Source organism: Mycobacterium simiae, from assembly GCF_010727605.1.
GTDB classification, from domain to species: domain Bacteria; phylum Actinomycetota; class Actinomycetes; order Mycobacteriales; family Mycobacteriaceae; genus Mycobacterium; species Mycobacterium simiae.
On sequence record NZ_AP022568.1, the window covers coordinates 1,486,183 to 1,501,946 of the forward strand.

General features: G+C 68.7%; 11 protein-coding genes and 1 pseudogene. 4 read left to right on the top strand and 8 right to left on the bottom strand.

All coding sequences use genetic code 11. The features are described 5' to 3' along the window. Window positions 1-76: 76 nt before the first annotated feature. A complete protein-coding gene (locus tag G6N33_RS06760; protein ID WP_101528533.1) occupies window positions 77-4,618 on the top strand; it encodes an ATP-dependent helicase in 4,542 nt (1,513 codons plus the stop codon). 15 nt (window positions 4,619-4,633) lie between these two features. Beyond that, complete coding sequence (gene nei2 / locus G6N33_RS06765) at window positions 4,634-5,389, top strand: endonuclease VIII Nei2 (RefSeq protein WP_044510000.1); 756 nt, start codon at window positions 4,634-4,636, stop codon at window positions 5,387-5,389. Between the two features lie 6 nt (window positions 5,390-5,395). Here nei2 and G6N33_RS06770 read toward each other — a convergent pair whose 3' ends face one another. Continuing rightward, complete coding sequence (locus tag G6N33_RS06770) at window positions 5,396-6,313, bottom strand: extracellular catalytic domain type 1 short-chain-length polyhydroxyalkanoate depolymerase (protein WP_044509999.1); 918 nt, start codon at window positions 6,311-6,313, stop codon at window positions 5,396-5,398. 196 nt (window positions 6,314-6,509) lie between these two features. Here G6N33_RS06770 and G6N33_RS06775 point away from each other — a divergent pair, with 196 nt between their 5' ends. Next, the gene (locus tag G6N33_RS06775; protein ID WP_231382559.1) at window positions 6,510-6,827 is read left to right on the top strand and encodes a DUF732 domain-containing protein; all 318 of its coding nucleotides are present in this window, start codon (window positions 6,510-6,512) and stop codon (window positions 6,825-6,827) included. A 299-nt stretch (window positions 6,828-7,126) separates the two neighbouring features. Here the strand turns inward: G6N33_RS06775 and G6N33_RS06780 are convergent, their stop codons facing one another. From G6N33_RS06780 to G6N33_RS06795, 4 genes and pseudogenes are all read right to left on the bottom strand, one after another. Continuing rightward, window positions 7,127-7,933 carry an MBL fold metallo-hydrolase gene (locus G6N33_RS06780; protein ID WP_044509997.1) on the bottom strand — a complete coding sequence of 269 codons (807 nt, stop codon included), beginning with the start codon at window positions 7,931-7,933 and terminating at the stop codon, window positions 7,127-7,129. A 36-nt stretch (window positions 7,934-7,969) separates the two neighbouring features. Beyond that, window positions 7,970-8,830 carry a pseudouridine synthase gene (locus G6N33_RS06785; RefSeq protein ID WP_081662190.1) on the bottom strand — a complete coding sequence of 287 codons (861 nt, stop codon included), beginning with the start codon at window positions 8,828-8,830 and terminating at the stop codon, window positions 7,970-7,972. After that, window positions 8,827-10,581 (bottom strand): glycerol-3-phosphate dehydrogenase/oxidase, encoded by a 1,755-nt coding sequence (locus G6N33_RS06790; RefSeq protein ID WP_044512900.1) that lies wholly within the window; start codon window positions 10,579-10,581, stop codon window positions 8,827-8,829. Before G6N33_RS06790 ends, G6N33_RS06785 begins: the two co-directional genes overlap by 4 nt. After that, window positions 10,570-12,056: pseudogene (locus G6N33_RS06795) on the bottom strand (NAD(P)H-quinone dehydrogenase); the annotation flags it as partial. The pseudogene G6N33_RS06795 and the gene G6N33_RS06790, both read right to left, overlap by 12 nt. 76 nt (window positions 12,057-12,132) lie before the next feature. Here G6N33_RS06795 and G6N33_RS06800 point away from each other — a divergent pair. Beyond that, window positions 12,133-12,612, top strand: a complete 480-nt coding sequence (locus tag G6N33_RS06800; RefSeq protein WP_044509994.1) for a gamma-glutamylcyclotransferase — start codon at window positions 12,133-12,135, stop codon at window positions 12,610-12,612. Window positions 12,613-12,618: 6 nt separating this feature from the next. Here G6N33_RS06800 and G6N33_RS06805 read toward each other — a convergent pair whose 3' ends face one another. Genes G6N33_RS06805 through G6N33_RS06815 form a run of 3 tightly spaced genes read right to left on the bottom strand, consistent with a single transcriptional unit; the run spans window position 12,619 to window position 15,701 of the window. Beyond that, window positions 12,619-13,797 (bottom strand): amidohydrolase, encoded by a 1,179-nt coding sequence (locus G6N33_RS06805; RefSeq protein WP_044509993.1) that lies wholly within the window; start codon window positions 13,795-13,797, stop codon window positions 12,619-12,621. Then, on the bottom strand, window positions 13,794-14,978 hold the full coding sequence (locus tag G6N33_RS06810; protein WP_101528534.1) for a M20 family metallopeptidase: 1,185 nt from the start codon (window positions 14,976-14,978) through the stop codon (window positions 13,794-13,796). Before G6N33_RS06810 ends, G6N33_RS06805 begins: the two co-directional genes overlap by 4 nt. 60 nt (window positions 14,979-15,038) lie before the next feature. Further along, window positions 15,039-15,701 carry a cutinase family protein gene (locus G6N33_RS06815; protein ID WP_044512898.1) on the bottom strand — a complete coding sequence of 221 codons (663 nt, stop codon included), beginning with the start codon at window positions 15,699-15,701 and terminating at the stop codon, window positions 15,039-15,041. Window positions 15,702-15,764 lie beyond the last annotated feature (63 nt).

Below are 15,764 nucleotides of genomic sequence, written 5' to 3' on the forward strand. Positions count from 1 at the left end.
GGTGCCTGTTGGCACAGGACTTTGTCGGTGCCTGTTGGCACAGGACTTTGTCGGTGCCTGTTGGCACCATGGCTAGGTGGGCACCGAAGCACTTGAGAAGTTCAGCGCGATCACGCGCGAGTGGTTCGGCAGCACCTTCTCCGCTCCCACCACCGCGCAAGCTGCGGCCTGGCAGGCCATCGCGGACGGCAATAACACGCTGGTCATCGCGCCAACCGGCTCCGGCAAGACCCTGGCGGCGTTCCTGTGGGCGTTGGACAGTCTCGCCGCGGCGGGCGAACGCCCGGCCGGCACACGCGTGCTGTACGTCTCGCCGCTCAAGGCGCTGGCGGTCGATGTCGAGCGCAACCTGCGCACCCCGCTGGCCGGTTTGACCCGCATCGCCGAACGCCACGGCCTGCCCCCGCCGGAGATCAGCGTCGGCGTCCGTTCCGGTGACACCCCGCCGCAGCGCCGCCGCCAGCTCGTCAATTCGCCTCCCGACGTGCTGATCACGACCCCGGAGTCGCTGTTCTTGATGCTGACATCGGCCGCGCGCGAGACCTTGGCCGGAGTGCAGACGGTGATCGTCGACGAGATTCACGCCATCGCGGCCGGTAAGCGCGGGGCACACCTGGCGGTGTCCCTGGAGCGGTTGGACGCGCTGCGAGACGGGCCGCCCGCGCAGCGCATCGGATTGTCCGCGACCGTGCGTCCACCCGAGGAGCTGGCTCGTTTCCTGTCCGGACCGGCTCCCACCACGATAGTGGCGCCGCCGTCGGCCAAGCGCTTTGAGCTCACCGTGCAGGTGCCGGTGCCCGACATGGCCAACCTGACCGACAACACAATCTGGCCCGATGTCGAATCCCGGCTTGTCGATCTGATCGAGGCGCACGGCTCGACCATCGTGTTCGCCAACTCGCGACGCCTGGCCGAGCGACTTACCGCGCGGCTCAACGAAATTCACGCCGAACGCAGCGGCGTCGAACTCTCCGCACAAGCCAACCGCCAGGTGCCCGGCGGGGCGCCGGCACACATCATGGGCAGTGGCCAGACCTACGGCGCCGACACGGTGCTGGCTCGCGCTCACCATGGGTCGGTCAGCAAGGAGCAGCGCGCCCTGGTCGAAGAGGACCTCAAACACGGGCTGCTCAAGGCGGTTGTGGCGACGTCGAGCCTGGAGTTGGGCATCGACATGGGGGCCGTCGATCTGGTGATCCAGGTGGAGGCTCCGCCGTCGGTGGCCAGCGGCCTGCAGCGCATCGGACGGGCCGGTCACCAGGTCGGTGAGGTTTCGCGCGGGGTGCTGTTTCCCAAGCACCGCACCGACCTGATCAGTTGTGCGGTCAGCGTGCAACGCATGCTGACCGGTCAGATCGAGACGATGCGGGTACCCACCAATCCGCTCGACATCCTTGCGCAGCAGACCGTCGCGGCGGCCGCGCTAGAGCCGCTCGATGCCGACCGGTGGTTCGAAACGGTGCGCCGCAGCGCCCCATTCGCGACCTTGCCGCGCAGCGTCTTCGAGGCGACCCTGGATCTGCTGTCCGGTAAGTATCCGTCCACCGAATTCTCCGAGCTGCGGCCGCGGCTGGTCTACGATCGCGAAGCCGGCACGCTGACCGCGCGGCCCGGCGCGCAGCGGCTGGCGGTCACCTCCGGCGGCGCCATCCCGGACCGCGGCATGTTCACCGTCTACCTGGCCAGCGAGGCCGAAAAGCCCTCGCGGGTGGGCGAACTCGACGAGGAAATGGTTTACGAGTCGCGGCCCGGTGACGTGATCTCGTTGGGAGCCACCAGCTGGCGGATCACCGAGATCACCCACGACCGAGTGCTGGTGATCCCAGCACCGGGACTCCCGGCACGGTTACCGTTCTGGCGTGGCGACGACGTGGGCCGGCCCGCGGAACTGGGCGCCGCGCTGGGCGCGTTCACCGGCGAACTGGCCGGCCTGGGTCGCGAAGAGTTCGAACGCCGTTGCGCTGAGCTGGGATTCAATGACTACGCGGCGGATAACCTGTGGGTGTTACTCGACGACCAGCGCAGCGCTACTGGGACCGTGCCCACCGATACCACCTTGGTGGTGGAGCGATTCCGCGACGAGTTGGGCGACTGGCGGGTGATCCTGCACTCCCCGTACGGCCTGCGCGTGCACGGGCCGCTGGCGTTGGCGGTGGGCCGGCGACTGGCCGAACGCTACGGCATCGACGAGAAGCCGACCGCCTCCGACGACGGCATCGTGGTGCACCTACCCGACACTCTGGACGAAACGCCCAACGGTGCAGAACTTTTCGTTTTCGACGCCGACGAGATCGACCCGATCGTCACCGCCGAAGTGGGCGGCTCGGCATTGTTCGCCTCGCGGTTCCGGGAATGCGCGGCCCGCGCGCTGCTGCTGCCCCGCCGCCACCCCGGGCGCCGCTCGCCACTGTGGCACCAGCGCCAGCGCGCCGCCCAATTGCTGGACGTAGCGCGCAAATATCCGGACTTCCCGATCGTGCTGGAAACGGTCCGGGAATGCCTGCAGGATGTGTACGACGTGCCCGCCTTGGTCGATCTGATGACCGGCATCGCCAACCGCCGGGTACGGGTGCTCGAGGCCGAGACGGCCAAGCCGTCACCGTTCGCCGCCTCGCTGCTTTTCGGCTACGTCGGCGCGTTCATGTACGAGGGCGACTCACCGCTGGCCGAGCGCCGCGCGGCGGCCCTGTCGCTGGACAGCTCACTGCTGGCCGAGCTGCTGGGCCGGGTGGAACTGCGTGAGCTGCTCGACCCCGACGTAGTGAGCACGACCGGCCGCCAGCTCCAGCATTTGTCCGCCGACCGCGCCGCCCGGGATGCCGAGGCCGTCGCCGACCTGCTGCGGCTGCTGGGCCCGCTGACCGAAGACGAGATCGCCGAGCGCGCAGCCACCGCCGACGGCACCGACATCGGCGGCTGGCTGGAAGGTCTGCGCGCCGCCCGGCGCGCGCTGACCGTCTCGTTCGCCGGCCGCACCTGGTGGGTAGCCATCGAGGACATCGGCCGGCTGCGCGACGGCGTCGGTGCGCCCGTCCCGCCGGGCGTCCCGGCCACGTTCACCGAGCAGGTGGCCGACCCGCTGGGTGAGCTGCTGGGCCGTTACGCCCGCACCCGCACGCCGTTCACTACCGCCGAGGCGGCCGCACGGTTCGGTTTGGGGCTGCGGGTCACGGCCGACGTGCTGGCCCGGTTGGCCGGCTCAGCAGGGCCCGGGGCCCGGCTGGTGCGCGGCGACTTTGTCGCCGTCGAGCCGGCCGGGGTGTCCGGCGGGGTCGGCGGCGAGCAGTGGTGCGACGCCGACGTGCTACGGATCCTGCGCCGGCGGTCGCTGGCCGCACTGCGCGCCCAGGTCGAGCCGGTGAGCACGGCCGCCTATGGGCGATTCCTGCCGGCGTGGCATCACCTGGGCAGCGCCAGCGGCCTGGACGGGCTGTTGTCCGTGATCGATCAGCTGGCCGGCGCCCGGATACCGGCGTCGGCGCTCGAGCCGCTGGTGCTGGCACCGCGGGTGCGCGACTACTCGCCGGCGATGCTCGACGAGCTGCTGGCGGCCGGGGAAGTCACCTGGTCAGGCGCCGGGTCGATCTCGGGCAGTGACGGCTGGATCGCGTTGCACGCCAGCGATTCCGCCCCGCTGACCCGCACAGCACCGGACGAAATCGATTTCACCGACGCCCATCGCGCCATCCTGGACACCCTTGCCGGCGGCGGCGCGTACTTCTTCCGGCAACTCGCCCCCGGCCTCTCCGAGAGCACACTGAAAGATGCTCTGTGGCAATTGATTTGGGCTGGATGGATCACCGGCGACACCTTCGCCCCGGTGCGCGCGCTGCTGGCCGGCACCGGCGCGCGCAAGCGTTCGGCCCCCGCGCACCGCACCCGCCGGGCGCCGCGGCTGAGCCGCTACAGCGTCGCGCATCCGCAAACCCGGACCAGCGACCCCACCGTGGCCGGCCGCTGGTCGGCACTGCCCGCGCCGGAGCCGGACTCCACCCTGCGTGCCCACTATCAAGCCGAGTTGCTGCTGAACCGGCACGGCGTGCTGACCCGCGGTGCAGTCGCCGCCGAAAACGTGCCGGGCGGATTCGCCACCCTGTACAAGGTGCTGAGCACCTTCGAAGAGGCCGGACGATGCCAGCGCGGATACTTCGTCGAATCGCTGGGCGGCGCCCAATTCGCGGTCGCCTCGACCGTCGACCGGCTCCGCGGCTACGGCGACGGGATCGATCCGGAGCGGCCCGAATACCGGGCGGTCGTGTTGGCCGCCGCCGACCCGGCGAACCCGTACGGCGCCGCGTTGCCGTGGCCGACATCGGAGGAAGGCGCACGCCCGGGCCGCAAGGCCGGCGCGCTGGTCGCACTGGTCGACGGCCGGCTGGCGTGGTTCCTGGAACGCGGCGGGCGGACATTGCTCACCTTCACCGACGACGCGGACGCCCACCACGCCGCCGCCCAGGCGTTGGCCGACCTAGTCACCGCCCGGCGCGTCGAATCGATTCTGGTCGAACGCATCAACGGCGTGCCGGCGCTGCAACCCGCCGGCGGGACGAGCCCGGTAGCCGTTGCCCTCTCCGAGGCCGGCTTCGCTCGCACACCACGCGGAATGCGGCTGCGATGACCACGGCGAAGCACCATGCCCGAGGGTGACACGGTCTGGCACACCGCGGCGGTACTGCGCAAGCATCTGTGCGGGCAGACCCTGACCCGCTGCGACATCCGGGTACCGCAGTTCGCCACCGTCGACCTCACCGGCCACGTCGTCGACGAGGTGCTCAGCCGCGGCAAGCACCTGTTCATCCGAGTGGGCCAGGCCAGCATTCACTCGCACCTGAAGATGGACGGCAGCTGGCGGGTCGGGAATCGGCCGGCACGGGTGGATCACCGGGCTCGCATCATCTTGGAAGCCAACGATATTGGCGCCGTTGGCATCGACCTAGCCGTACTGGAGGTGCTCGACCGCGAACACGACGGCCAGGCCGTCGCACACCTGGGGCCGGACCTGCTCGGGCCCGACTGGAACGCCGAGCTGGCCGCGGCCAACCTGACCGCACAACCGGACCGGCCGCTTGCCCAAGCTCTGCTCGACCAGCGCGTGCTGGCCGGCGTGGGCAATGTTTACTGCAACGAATTGTGCTTCATCGCAGGGCATCTGCCCACCGCGCCGGTCAGCGCGGTCGCCAACCCTCGGCGTCTGGTCGCCCGGGCCCGGGATATGCTGTGGGCCAACCGTTTTCGCTGGAATCGCTGCACCACCGGCGACACCCGCCCGGGTCAGCAGCTGTGGGTCTATGGCCGGGCCGGACAGGCGTGCCGTCGCTGCGGCGCCCGCATCGTCGTCGACGACACCGGCCAACGGATCGCCTACTGGTGCCCGTCGTGTCAGCGCTGAAGTGGGCTAGTCGCGGCCGTGCGCCAGGAAAAACTGCGCAATCGCTTCCGAGCCGTCCAGCGCGCGGGTCGTCGGTCCGATGACCTGTTTCGGCAGATACTGCTTCCCGCCCGGCCAGGTGTGCCCACCCTTGTCGATCTGATAGAAAACCACCTCGGTGCCTGCCGCGCACCCCGTCGAATCGAACCGGTGCACGACAGTGCCGTCCCCGACATTAGGCAACACCGTTGCGATCGGGTCACCCTGGCACCCGTCGGCCGACCGCCACTTCGCCACCATGGCTTCGACCGAGATCGAGTGACTCAGCCCGCCGCGACCCCGGACGTCCCCGCCGTTGAAGTGCACCAACGGGTCGGCGGTCCCGTGCGCCTCCCACACCGAAACCGGCTGGGAGGGATTGCATGTCACACCCACCCCCAACGTGCCGGCCACCGGTGCGATCGCGGAGAAAACATCAGCGCGATCACAAGCCAGCCGGTTGGACATGAAGCCGCCGTTGGACATTCCCGTCACATAGACGTGGCCCGGCGCGATGTTGTAGTCGTTGCGCAGCTTTTCGGCCAGGCCAGCCAAAAATCCGACATCGTCAATGTGCCGGCGATCCGCGGGTGACGCGCCACGCCCGTCCGCCCAGCTCTTGTCGTACCCGTCCGGATAAACGACCAGCAGGTTGTGGTTGTCGGCGACGGAGTCGAAGTCGGTCAAACCGCGCTGCCCCTTACCACTGCCGCCGCCCCCGTGCAGGCTGAGCACCAAGCCGATCGGATCGCCGGGTGGCACATGGACCACGAAAGTCCGATCTATGCCGCCGGAACGGAACGTCCCCGGCAAATCGCGAGGCGCGGCCGCCGACACATGCTGCACGCCGCAGCCGGCAAGACAGATCGCCAGCAGAGCCGGCAACAACCATCTCGGGTACGGCATGGGCACAAATTACCTACTGCGCCGACGGATCGGTCGGGACGGGCCACCCATACCCGAGGTGGCGCTGAAAACCAACGTGTTCATCCGTTCTTCAGATTCGTTCGCGTTGGCAACTATCGCGTGATGCGAGATGATTAGACGCGTGAAAATTGGCAAGTCCGGCACCCTCAACATGCCGTCGGGCACTCGAATTGTCGTGGCGATCGCCGCGTCGCTTGGTGCGCTCGGAGCAGGGTTGGCTCCTGCCGCGCACGCGGATGCCAACGACGACAAATTCATTCAGCTGCTGATCTCCGACGGCATCACCCACGATTCGGTCCCTGCCGCGATCAGTGCAGCGAAAAAGGTGTGTGAGTACCTCCAACAAGGCATGTCGCCGAACGAAGTGGTCGTCGACGTGATGAACAGCAGCAGCCTGCCCGACTACGACGCCGGCTTTTTCGTCGGCGCGGCGATCCGGTCCTACTGCCCGAAATACATGCCGCCCGCGCAGGATCTGAAGCCGCAGGCATAGTCGTCGGCAAGTTGTGATCTTTTTAGCCTCCGCCTGAGTGTAAAGTTGAACGCCAGGTGAACAAACGGAGGCTTGTAAATGATCGCGAAAATAACTATCAGTGGCGTCGTCCTTTTCGCTGCCACGGTCGGGCTTGCAGCGCCGGCGAGCGCCAACCCGTTGTTTGACCAGTTTTCGTGTACCTGCGGGGCCCCGCCCCAACTTGCCAACTCCACATCGGCGGATCGAATCGCCCAAGGCATCCTGGACGCCGAAACCCGGCAGCTGCCATAACGACCGCCGCCGGCTGCCCGGCCGCGTCACAGAGTTATCGCTGCGCCGCGGCGCAGCTCGATGACGCGGTCGGCCAACCCGCGCTCCGCCATCTCCCGGACGAAGTCCGCCAGGGGTGAGGCGAACACGCCGTAGTCGTCGAAGTGGACCGGAATGACCTTCGGCAGCGTGAGCATTGCCGCCAGCTCGGCGCCTTGGCGACCATCCATGGTGACGGTCAGGCCCCAGGGTAGGTGCCGGCCGGCGGGCAGTCGGGTTCCGCCCAGGTGTAGCAGGCCGGCGTCGATCGAATGGAAATGCGCCGGAATGGCTTTGAGCTCGTCGATCAACAACGTGTCACCGGATATGTAGAGCCGTCGCCGCGTTGCGCCGTCGACGGAAGCAAATTCCAGCATCGTACCCATCACCGGCGGGAGCAGCCGGTGACCCCAGACGGGCGCGTGCCGGCCCGGCATCGAGGTGATCGTCACGGAGACGCCGCCGTTGCCGACGCTGTGCTGCTGCCACGTCGAAAGACCTTGTGCACCAGCGAATCCGCGGTGGCGCAGCCTTTTGGCGGCGTGTGGTGTGGTGATGATCGGCAGGCTATGGTCCAGCCGTTTCTGGCTGACCCGGTCCCAGTGGTCGCCATGTAGGTGCGACAACACGACCGCGTCGATCGGCGGCAGTTCGTCGATGCTCAACGCCGGTTCCTTCAAGCGTTTGGACACCAGGCCGTAGCCGAGGTACGCGTGCTGGCCGCGATGCAGGAAGTTGGGGTCGGTCAACAGAGTCAGTCCGCCCGCACCGATCAGCGTGGTCGCGTTGCCGACGAACGTCACGGTGATGTCCACCGCGTCGGCTTACCCGGGCCCGGCGCAGCCAAACAGCTACGGCACGTCGCGCCCGCTGACGAAGTCGCGGCACGACCCGGTCAGCGGGTCGACGAACTCGATTCGTTGAGCCAGCAACCGCAGCGGAGTGCTGAAGTCGTCGGCGGGGATGTCGATCACGTTGGGATACAACGGATCACCGATGATTGACAACCCAAGCGACGCCATGTGCAGGCGCAGTTGGTGGGTTCGCCCGGTGCGCGGCGTCAACCGGTAAAGGCCGTCGGCCGACAACAGCTCGACCAGCGTCTGCGCGTTCGGGAGACCGGGCTCGGTGACCGCCTGCAGCTGGCCGCGGCGTTTGACGATGCGGTTGCGGATAACCCGCGGCAGCGCCACGAACGGGTCGACGGCAGCCCGGGCCAGGTAGGTCTTACGCACTAGACCGCGCGCGAACAGGCTTTGGTAGGCGCCGCGCACCTCGCGCCGGGTGGTGAACAGCAGCACCCCGGCCGTCAGCCGGTCGAGCCGGTGCGCCGGACTCAGCTCCGGCAACTCCAGCTCGCGGCGCAGCCGCACCAGTGCGGTCTGCGCGACGTGCCTGCCGCGCGGCATGGTGGCCAAAAAGTGCGGCTTGTCCACGACCACGATGTCGTCGTCGCGATACAGCACCGGCATCACCCCGGGGACGGGCACCTCGTCGGGTAGGTCGCGGTACAGGTAGACGCTGGAACCGGCTGGCAATACCGTCTTTTCGTCGATTACCGCGCCGTCGGCATCAACCACCTCCCCGGCCAGCACCCGGTCCCGGGCTGGCTCGCCGAACCGGGCGGCGAGCTCGGCCAGCACTACCCCGCCGCGCAGCCGTACCCGCGCGGGCCCCAAGCCGTCACGCACCGGGAGCGGCGCGGCTCTCAATTGAGCGGGACCGGCTCGAGGATCTCGGCCCGCGCTTCGGGCGCGCTGGCCCGCAATTCGTCGGCCGACACATCGTCGGGCTGCGCCTGCGACAGGATCTCGGCCTCCACCCGCGCCGTGTAGTTGGCGACCTCACGCTGCACATCCGTAGCGCTCCAGCCCAGCACCGGCGCCACGATGTCGGCCACCTCCCGAGCGCAGTCGACGCCGCGGTGCGAGTACTCGATCGAGATGCGCATCCGGCGGGCCAGGATGTCCTCGAGATGCAGCGCCCCCTCGGCGGTGACGGCGTAGAGGGCTTCCACCTTCAGGTATCCGGGCGCCTCGGTGATCGGGGTGAGCAGTTCGGGACGGTCGGCGGCCAGAGCCAGCACGTCGTCCATCAACGAGCCGTAGCGGTCCAGCAGATGGCGCACCCGGTACGGATGCAGGCCCACCAGCTCGCCGACGTGTTCGACCTGATTGATCAGGGCGAAGTACCCCTCGGCGCCCAGCAAGCCGACCTTCTCGGTGATCGACGGCGCGACCCGGGCCGGCACGAACTGAGCGGCGGTGTCGATCGCGTCGGCGGCCATCACCCGATAGGTGGTGTACTTGCCGCCGGCAATGGCCACCAGGCCGGGCGCGGGCACCGCGACCGCGTGCTCCCGGGACAACTTCGAGGTCTCTTCGCTCTCCCCGGCCAGCAGCGGTCGCAGTCCCGCGTACACGCCGTCGATGTCGGCGTGCGTAAGCGGCGTTGCCAGCACGGTATTCACGGTGCCGAGGATGTAGTCGATGTCGGCCTTGGTGGCGGCCGGGTGCGCCAGGTCGAGATTCCAGTCGGTATCGGTGGTGCCGATGATCCAGTGGCCACCCCACGGGATCACGAACATCACCGACTTCTCGGTGCGCAGGATGATGGCCACGTCGCTGACGATCCGATCCCGCGGCACCACCACGTGCACGCCCTTGGAAGCGCGCACCTGAAACCGCCCGCGTTGCTTGGACAATGCCTGGATCTCGTCGGTCCACACCCCGGTCGCGTTGACCACGACGTGACCGCGGACCTCGGCGACCGAGCCGTCCTCGGAATCACGGACCCGAACCCCGATCACCCGGTCCCCCTCGCGCAACAGCGCAACCACTTGGGTCGAACACCGCACCACCGCCCCGTAGTGCGCCGCGGTGCGCGCAACGGTCATCGTGTGCCGGGCGTCGTCGACGACGGTGTCGTAGTAGCGGATGCCCCCGATCAAGGACGATCGTTTTAACCCAGGACTTAGTCGTAATGCGCCGGCGCGCGTCAAATGCTTTTGCGCGGGAACCGATTTCGCGCCGCCCAGGCTGTCGTAAAGGAAAATGCCCGCCGCGGTGTACGGACGCTCCCACCACCGATGCGTCAGCGGGAACAGAAACGGCAGCGGCTTGACCAGATGCGGCGCCAACGTAGTCAGTGAGAGTTCGCGCTCGTAGAGCGCCTCGCGCACCAACCCGAACTCCAGCTGTTCGAGGTAGCGCAGCCCACCGTGGAACATCTTCGACGACCGGCTGGAGGTACCCGAGGCCAGATCGCGCGCCTCGACCTGCGCGACCTTGAGCCCGCGGGTGGCGGCATCCAGCGCGCAGCCGGAACCGACCACACCGCCGCCGATCACGACAACGTCGAACTGCTCAGATCCGAGCCGCTCCCAGGCGGCCGCGCGCTGCTGCGGTCCCAACGTGGACAACGGGTCAGTCACGGCAACGGGCTCCTGTCGGTTACTCGTCAGTAGGCGGGGCACCACCAAGGCTAGTTCGTCGGACGGCGGACGGCCTGTCCTCAGTCCAGATCGTCGTGGGCCATCAGCCGGCGCGCGGCCTCGGTAATGGAACCGGACAGCGACGGGTAGACCGCCAGCGTCTGCGCCAGCTCGTTGACCGTGATGCGGTTTTGCACCGCCACCGCGATCGGCAGGATCAACTCCGAGGCAATCGGCGCCACCACCACGCCGCCGATGACGACCCCGGTGGACCTGCGGCAGAACATCTTGACGAAGCCCTGCTGCAGCCCCGACATCTTCGCCCGCGCATTGGTCCGCAACGGCAACATGATGGTCCGGGCGGGCACCGAACCGTCGTCGATCATCGATTGCGGCACGCCCACGGCGGCGATCTCGGGCCGGGTGAACACCGTCGCGGCGACCGTGCGCAGCCGGATCGGGCTGACTCCCTCACCCAGGGCGTGATACATCGCGATGCGGCCCTGCATGGCCGCGACGGACGCCAACAGCAGCAGGCCGGTGCAGTCGCCGGCGGCGTAGATGCCGGGCACCGAGGTCCGCGAGACTCGGTCGACGGTCAGGTAGCCGCCCCGGCCCAACTCGATGCCGACCCGTTCCAGGCCCAGGCCGGCGGTGTTGGGGACCGATCCGATCGTCATCAGGGCGTGGCTGCCCTCGACGGTGCGCCCGTCGGCCAGGGTGACCAGCACACCATCGCCGGTGCGGGTGACCGATTGTGCCCGAGCGTTTTTGACCAGCCGGACGCCGCGTTCGGCGAACGCCTCTTCCAGGACCAGCGCGGCGTCGGCATCCTCGTAGGGCAGCACCCGGTCGCGGCTGGCCACCACGGTCACCGGCACGCCGAGCTCGGTGTAGGCGTGCACGAATTCGGCGCCGGTGACCCCCGAGCCCACCACCACCAGGTGCTCGGGCAAGCTCTGCAGCGCGTAGAGGTCGCGCCAGGTCAAGATGCGTTCGCCGTCGGGTTGGGCGGACGGCAGCACCCGTGGGCTGGCGCCGGTGGCGATCAGGACGACGTCGGCATCGTGCTCGGTGACCGTCCCGTCGACGGCGGTGGCCTTGATGCGGTGCCGGGCCAGGCCCGGGGTCGCGTCGACCAGTTCACCGCGACCCCGCACCACGTGCACGCCCTGGGCGAGCAGCTGAGCGGTGATGTCCGCGGACTGTTCGGCGGCCAGCGTCTTGACCCGCTTGTGGATCTGCGGCAATGAGATCTTGGCGTCGTCGATGTCGATGTCGAAGCCCAGCCGGGGCGCCCGGCGCAGTTCAGTGCGCAGCCAGGTCGAGGCGATGAACGTCTTGGACGGCACACAGTCATCCAGGACCGCCGCCCCGCCGATGCCTTCGGAGTCGACGACGGTGACGTCGGTGGTATCGGGGTGTTCAGCAGACAAAGTGGCGGCTACCAGCGCGGCTTCGTAACCGGCCGGGCCTCCACCGAGGATCACGATGCGGGTCACCACGTGACCAACCTAGCCAAGGGCCACGGGGAGCGTGCGGATGAATACCGTATGGACGTCCGGCGTCTAAGCTTTCTGCGTGCCGCTCTACGCCGCTTACGGATCGAACATGCATCCCGAGCAGATGCAGCAGCGCGCACCGCACTCCCCGATGGCGGGAACGGGCTGGTTGCACGGGTGGCGGCTGACCTTCGGCGGTGAGGACATCGGCTGGGAAGGCGCACTGGCCACCGTCGTAGAAGATCCCGACTCCAAGGTGTTCGTTGTGCTATACGACATGACGCCGGCCGACGAGATGAGCCTGGATCACTGGGAGGGCTCCGAGTTCGGGATCCACAAGAAGATCAGATGCCGGGTGGAGCGTTTGTCGTCGGACACCACCACCGACCCGGTGCTGGCCTGGCTCTACGTGCTCGACGCCTGGGAGGGCGGCCTGCCGTCGGCGCGCTACCTGGGCGTGATGGCCGAGGCCGCCGAAATCGCGGGCGCACCACCGGAATACGTGCACGACCTGCGGACGCGACCGTCCAGCAACATCGGCCCGGGCACCACGAGCTGACACCGGCTAGGGATCGGGGAACATCGCGGACTGCTCGACGATGTTGACCATCACCCGCAGCCCGATCCCCAGCGCCCGCTCGTCGAGGTCGAACGTCGGCTGGTGCAGGTCCAGCTGCGGGCCCTCCCCCGACCACACGCCCAATCGCGCCATCGCGCCGGGGATCTCCTCGAGATACCAGGAGAAGTCCTCGCCGCCGCCCGACTGGCGGGTGTCGGCCAGCGCGTCCGGGCCGACGGCCTCGATCGCGTGGGTGAGGATGCGAGTCGAGATCTCCTCGTTAACCACCGGGGGAACGCCGCGCCGGTACTCCATGGTGTGTTCGATACCCAACGGGGCGAGCAGCGCATCGACGGCCTGGCGGATGATCTCCTCGAGCTCGAGCCAGGTGTGCCGGCTCGCGGTGCGCACGGTGCCGGCCAGCTCACCGCTTTGCGGGATGGCGTTGGCGGCATTGCCGGCGTTGACCGCACCCCACACCAGGACGGTGCCGTTGCGCGGGTCGAGGCGCCGCGACAGCACCCCGGGCACCCCGGTGATCAGCGTGCCGAGCCCGTACACCAGGTCCGCGGTCAGATGCGGGCGCGAGGTGTGCCCACCGGGCGAGTACAGCGCGATCCGGACGTGGTCCGCGGCCGAGGTGATCGGACCCTGCCGCACCGCGACCTTGCCGACCTCCAGCCGCGGATCGCAGTGCAGGGCGAAGATCCGCGAGACCCCGATCAGCGCTCCAGCGGCGATCGCGTCGATCGCGCCGCCGGGCATCAACTCCTCGGCGGCCTGAAAGATCAGGCGCACCCCGACCGGGAGTTCCGGCACCGACGTCAGCGCCAGCGCGGTCCCGAGCAGGACCGCGGTGTGCGCATCGTGCCCGCAGGCGTGTGCGACGCCGGCCATGGTGGAGGCGTAGGGGGCGCCGGTCCGCTCGGCCATCGGCAGTGCATCCATGTCGGCCCGCAGCGCGATCCGGGGCCGATCCTCCGGACCAAAATCACAAGTCAGGCCGGTGCCGCCGGGTAGCACCTTGGGGTTGAGCCCCGCGTCGGCCAATCGCTCGGCGACGAACTGCGTGGTGGCGTACTCCTGGCGCCCCAACTCCGGATAGCGGTGGATGTGCCGGCGCCACTCGATCAGATCGTCGTAATGGGCCGCCAGCCAGGACTCGGCGGTGTCGACCAGGCTCATGTGCGGGCCCGACGTTGCGCCGCCGCCAGCACCCGGTCGCGCTCGGTGCCGTCCTGGGCAAGGTGCACGACCGTGCGCGCCAGCATGACGGCGCCCTCGATCACCGCGCGGTCGGCGCTGGGCCCCGCGGCGGCCGCGGTGAAGGCGCGCTGGTGCACGGTGGCGCCGCCGGCGTCGAGGCCGATCACCGGGTGAATGCCCGGCAATACGTGCGTGACGTTGCCCATGTCGGTGCTGCCCATCGGCAACGTCTTCTCGTACTCAGGTGCGATCGGCTCGCGGCCGAGGCGGCGCATCTCCTCGCGGCAGATCTCGGCCAGCCAGTCGTCGGGCTTGAGCTCCGCGTAGGCCGGTGACGGCGTGTCGATTTCGTATTCGCACCCGGTGGCCAGCGCACCCGCGGCGAAGCAGGCGTACGTCCTGCCTTCCAGCGCGCGCAACGAGTCAATTTCGGGTGCGCGCATCGCGTACTGCAGCGTCGCGTTGCCGGGGATGACGTTGACCGCCTGTCCGCCGTTGGTGACGATGCCGTGAACCAGCTGCCCCGGGGCCAGTTGCTGACGCAACAGGCCGATCGCGACCTGCGCGACGGTGACCGCGTCGGCGGCGTTGACGCCCAGAAACGGCGCGACGGCCGCATGCGACTCCTTGCCCCGATAGTCGACCGTCACCTCGGACAGGGCCAGTGAGCGTGCGGCGGCGATGTCGGTGGGGCCGGGATGCAGCATCACGGCCGCAGCGACATCGTCGAAGGTTCCGGCCTGCAGCAGCAGGGCTTTACCCCCGCCGGCCTCCTCGGCGGGGGTGCCGATCAGGGCCACCGTCAGGCCCAGCTCGTCGGCGACCTCAGCCAGCGCCAGCGCTGTTCCGACCGCGGACGCCGCGATGATGTTGTGGCCGCAGGCGTGTCCGATGCCGGGCAGGGCGTCGTACTCGGCGCAGACGCCGACGACCAGCGGCCCGCTGCCGAAATCGGCGCGGAACGCGGTGTCCAGGCCACCGGCGGCCTTGGTGACTTCGAAGCCACGCTCGGCCACCAGCGCCTGCGTCTTGGCGCAGCTGCGGTGCTCGGCGAACGCGAGCTCGGGCTCGGCATGGATCGCGTGCGACAACTCGACAAGGTCGGCACCACGCCGCCGTACCGCGTTCTCGACGCTGTCCAATGCGGAGTGGGTGGGCATCCTCGGATTATCTCACCGAACCACGCCGCTCCGGACCGCCCCCGACCGCCCCGATGGTCGCTACACCCGTCCGGCGATGAAGTTTGCCGCCTGGTCGGGGTAGGGCGGTACCGAGTAGTTGTGGTGCGCATCCCGGTCGCGGCCGCCGACGACGCAGACCGGGTCACCGGGGCTGCACAGATCGATGGCGCGGCCAGCGAACTGCCCCGTCGTCGACAGCGGGGTGTCGAATCGGTTGCCGGGATTGCCGAACACGGCTACCGCCCGGACCTTGTTGGCCAGGCCGGGGTCCAGCGCCGGAGCCGACCCGAACTCACCGACGGTGTTGCCCAGCGGCGGCACTCCGGCCAGCATCGACACCGCGGCGGCGCCCTGCGAAAAGCCGCCGAGAATCAGATGGGTGGCCGGGCATTGGTCGACCATCGCGGCGATGTGATCGCGTGCGTCGTTGGCGCCGTCCCCGGTCTGCAGGAAGTTGTAGCTGGCCGGATAGTTCACCGCGTAGTTGTCGAAGGCGCGGTTGCCCAGGGCGGGTTGCAACGCGGCAAAGAGCGCATCGCCGACGAGACCAAGGCCGGGCGGCTCGTTGGTTCCGCGGACGAAAATCAGTTGGACGTTGGGACAATCGGCTCGCGCCGTCGTTGCGGGGCCGCCGATGACCGCGGTCACCGCGACCGCGATTGCAACGACGAGGCCAACGATCGGCCGTCTTCCAAGGCTCATGCGGGAGATATTGGCATACATAGCGAAGCTAAGCTCGTTCAGTGTGACCGACGTTGCACCCGG

What these genes read in the sequence shown, in the direction of transcription:
- G6N33_RS06810 (WP_101528534.1), bottom strand. Translation starts at nt 14,978, where the DNA reads ATGCCCACCCACTCCGCATTGGACAGCGTCGAGAACGCGGTACGGCGG.
- G6N33_RS06805 (WP_044509993.1), bottom strand. Translation starts at nt 13,797, where the DNA reads ATGAGCCTGGTCGACACCGCCGAGTCCTGGCTGGCGGCCCATTACGAC.
- nei2 (WP_044510000.1), top strand. Translation starts at nt 4,634, where the DNA reads ATGCCCGAGGGTGACACGGTCTGGCACACCGCGGCGGTACTGCGCAAG.
- G6N33_RS06770 (WP_044509999.1), bottom strand. Translation starts at nt 6,313, where the DNA reads ATGCCGTACCCGAGATGGTTGTTGCCGGCTCTGCTGGCGATCTGTCTT.
- G6N33_RS06815 (WP_044512898.1), bottom strand. Translation starts at nt 15,701, where the DNA reads ATGAGCCTTGGAAGACGGCCGATCGTTGGCCTCGTCGTTGCAATCGCG.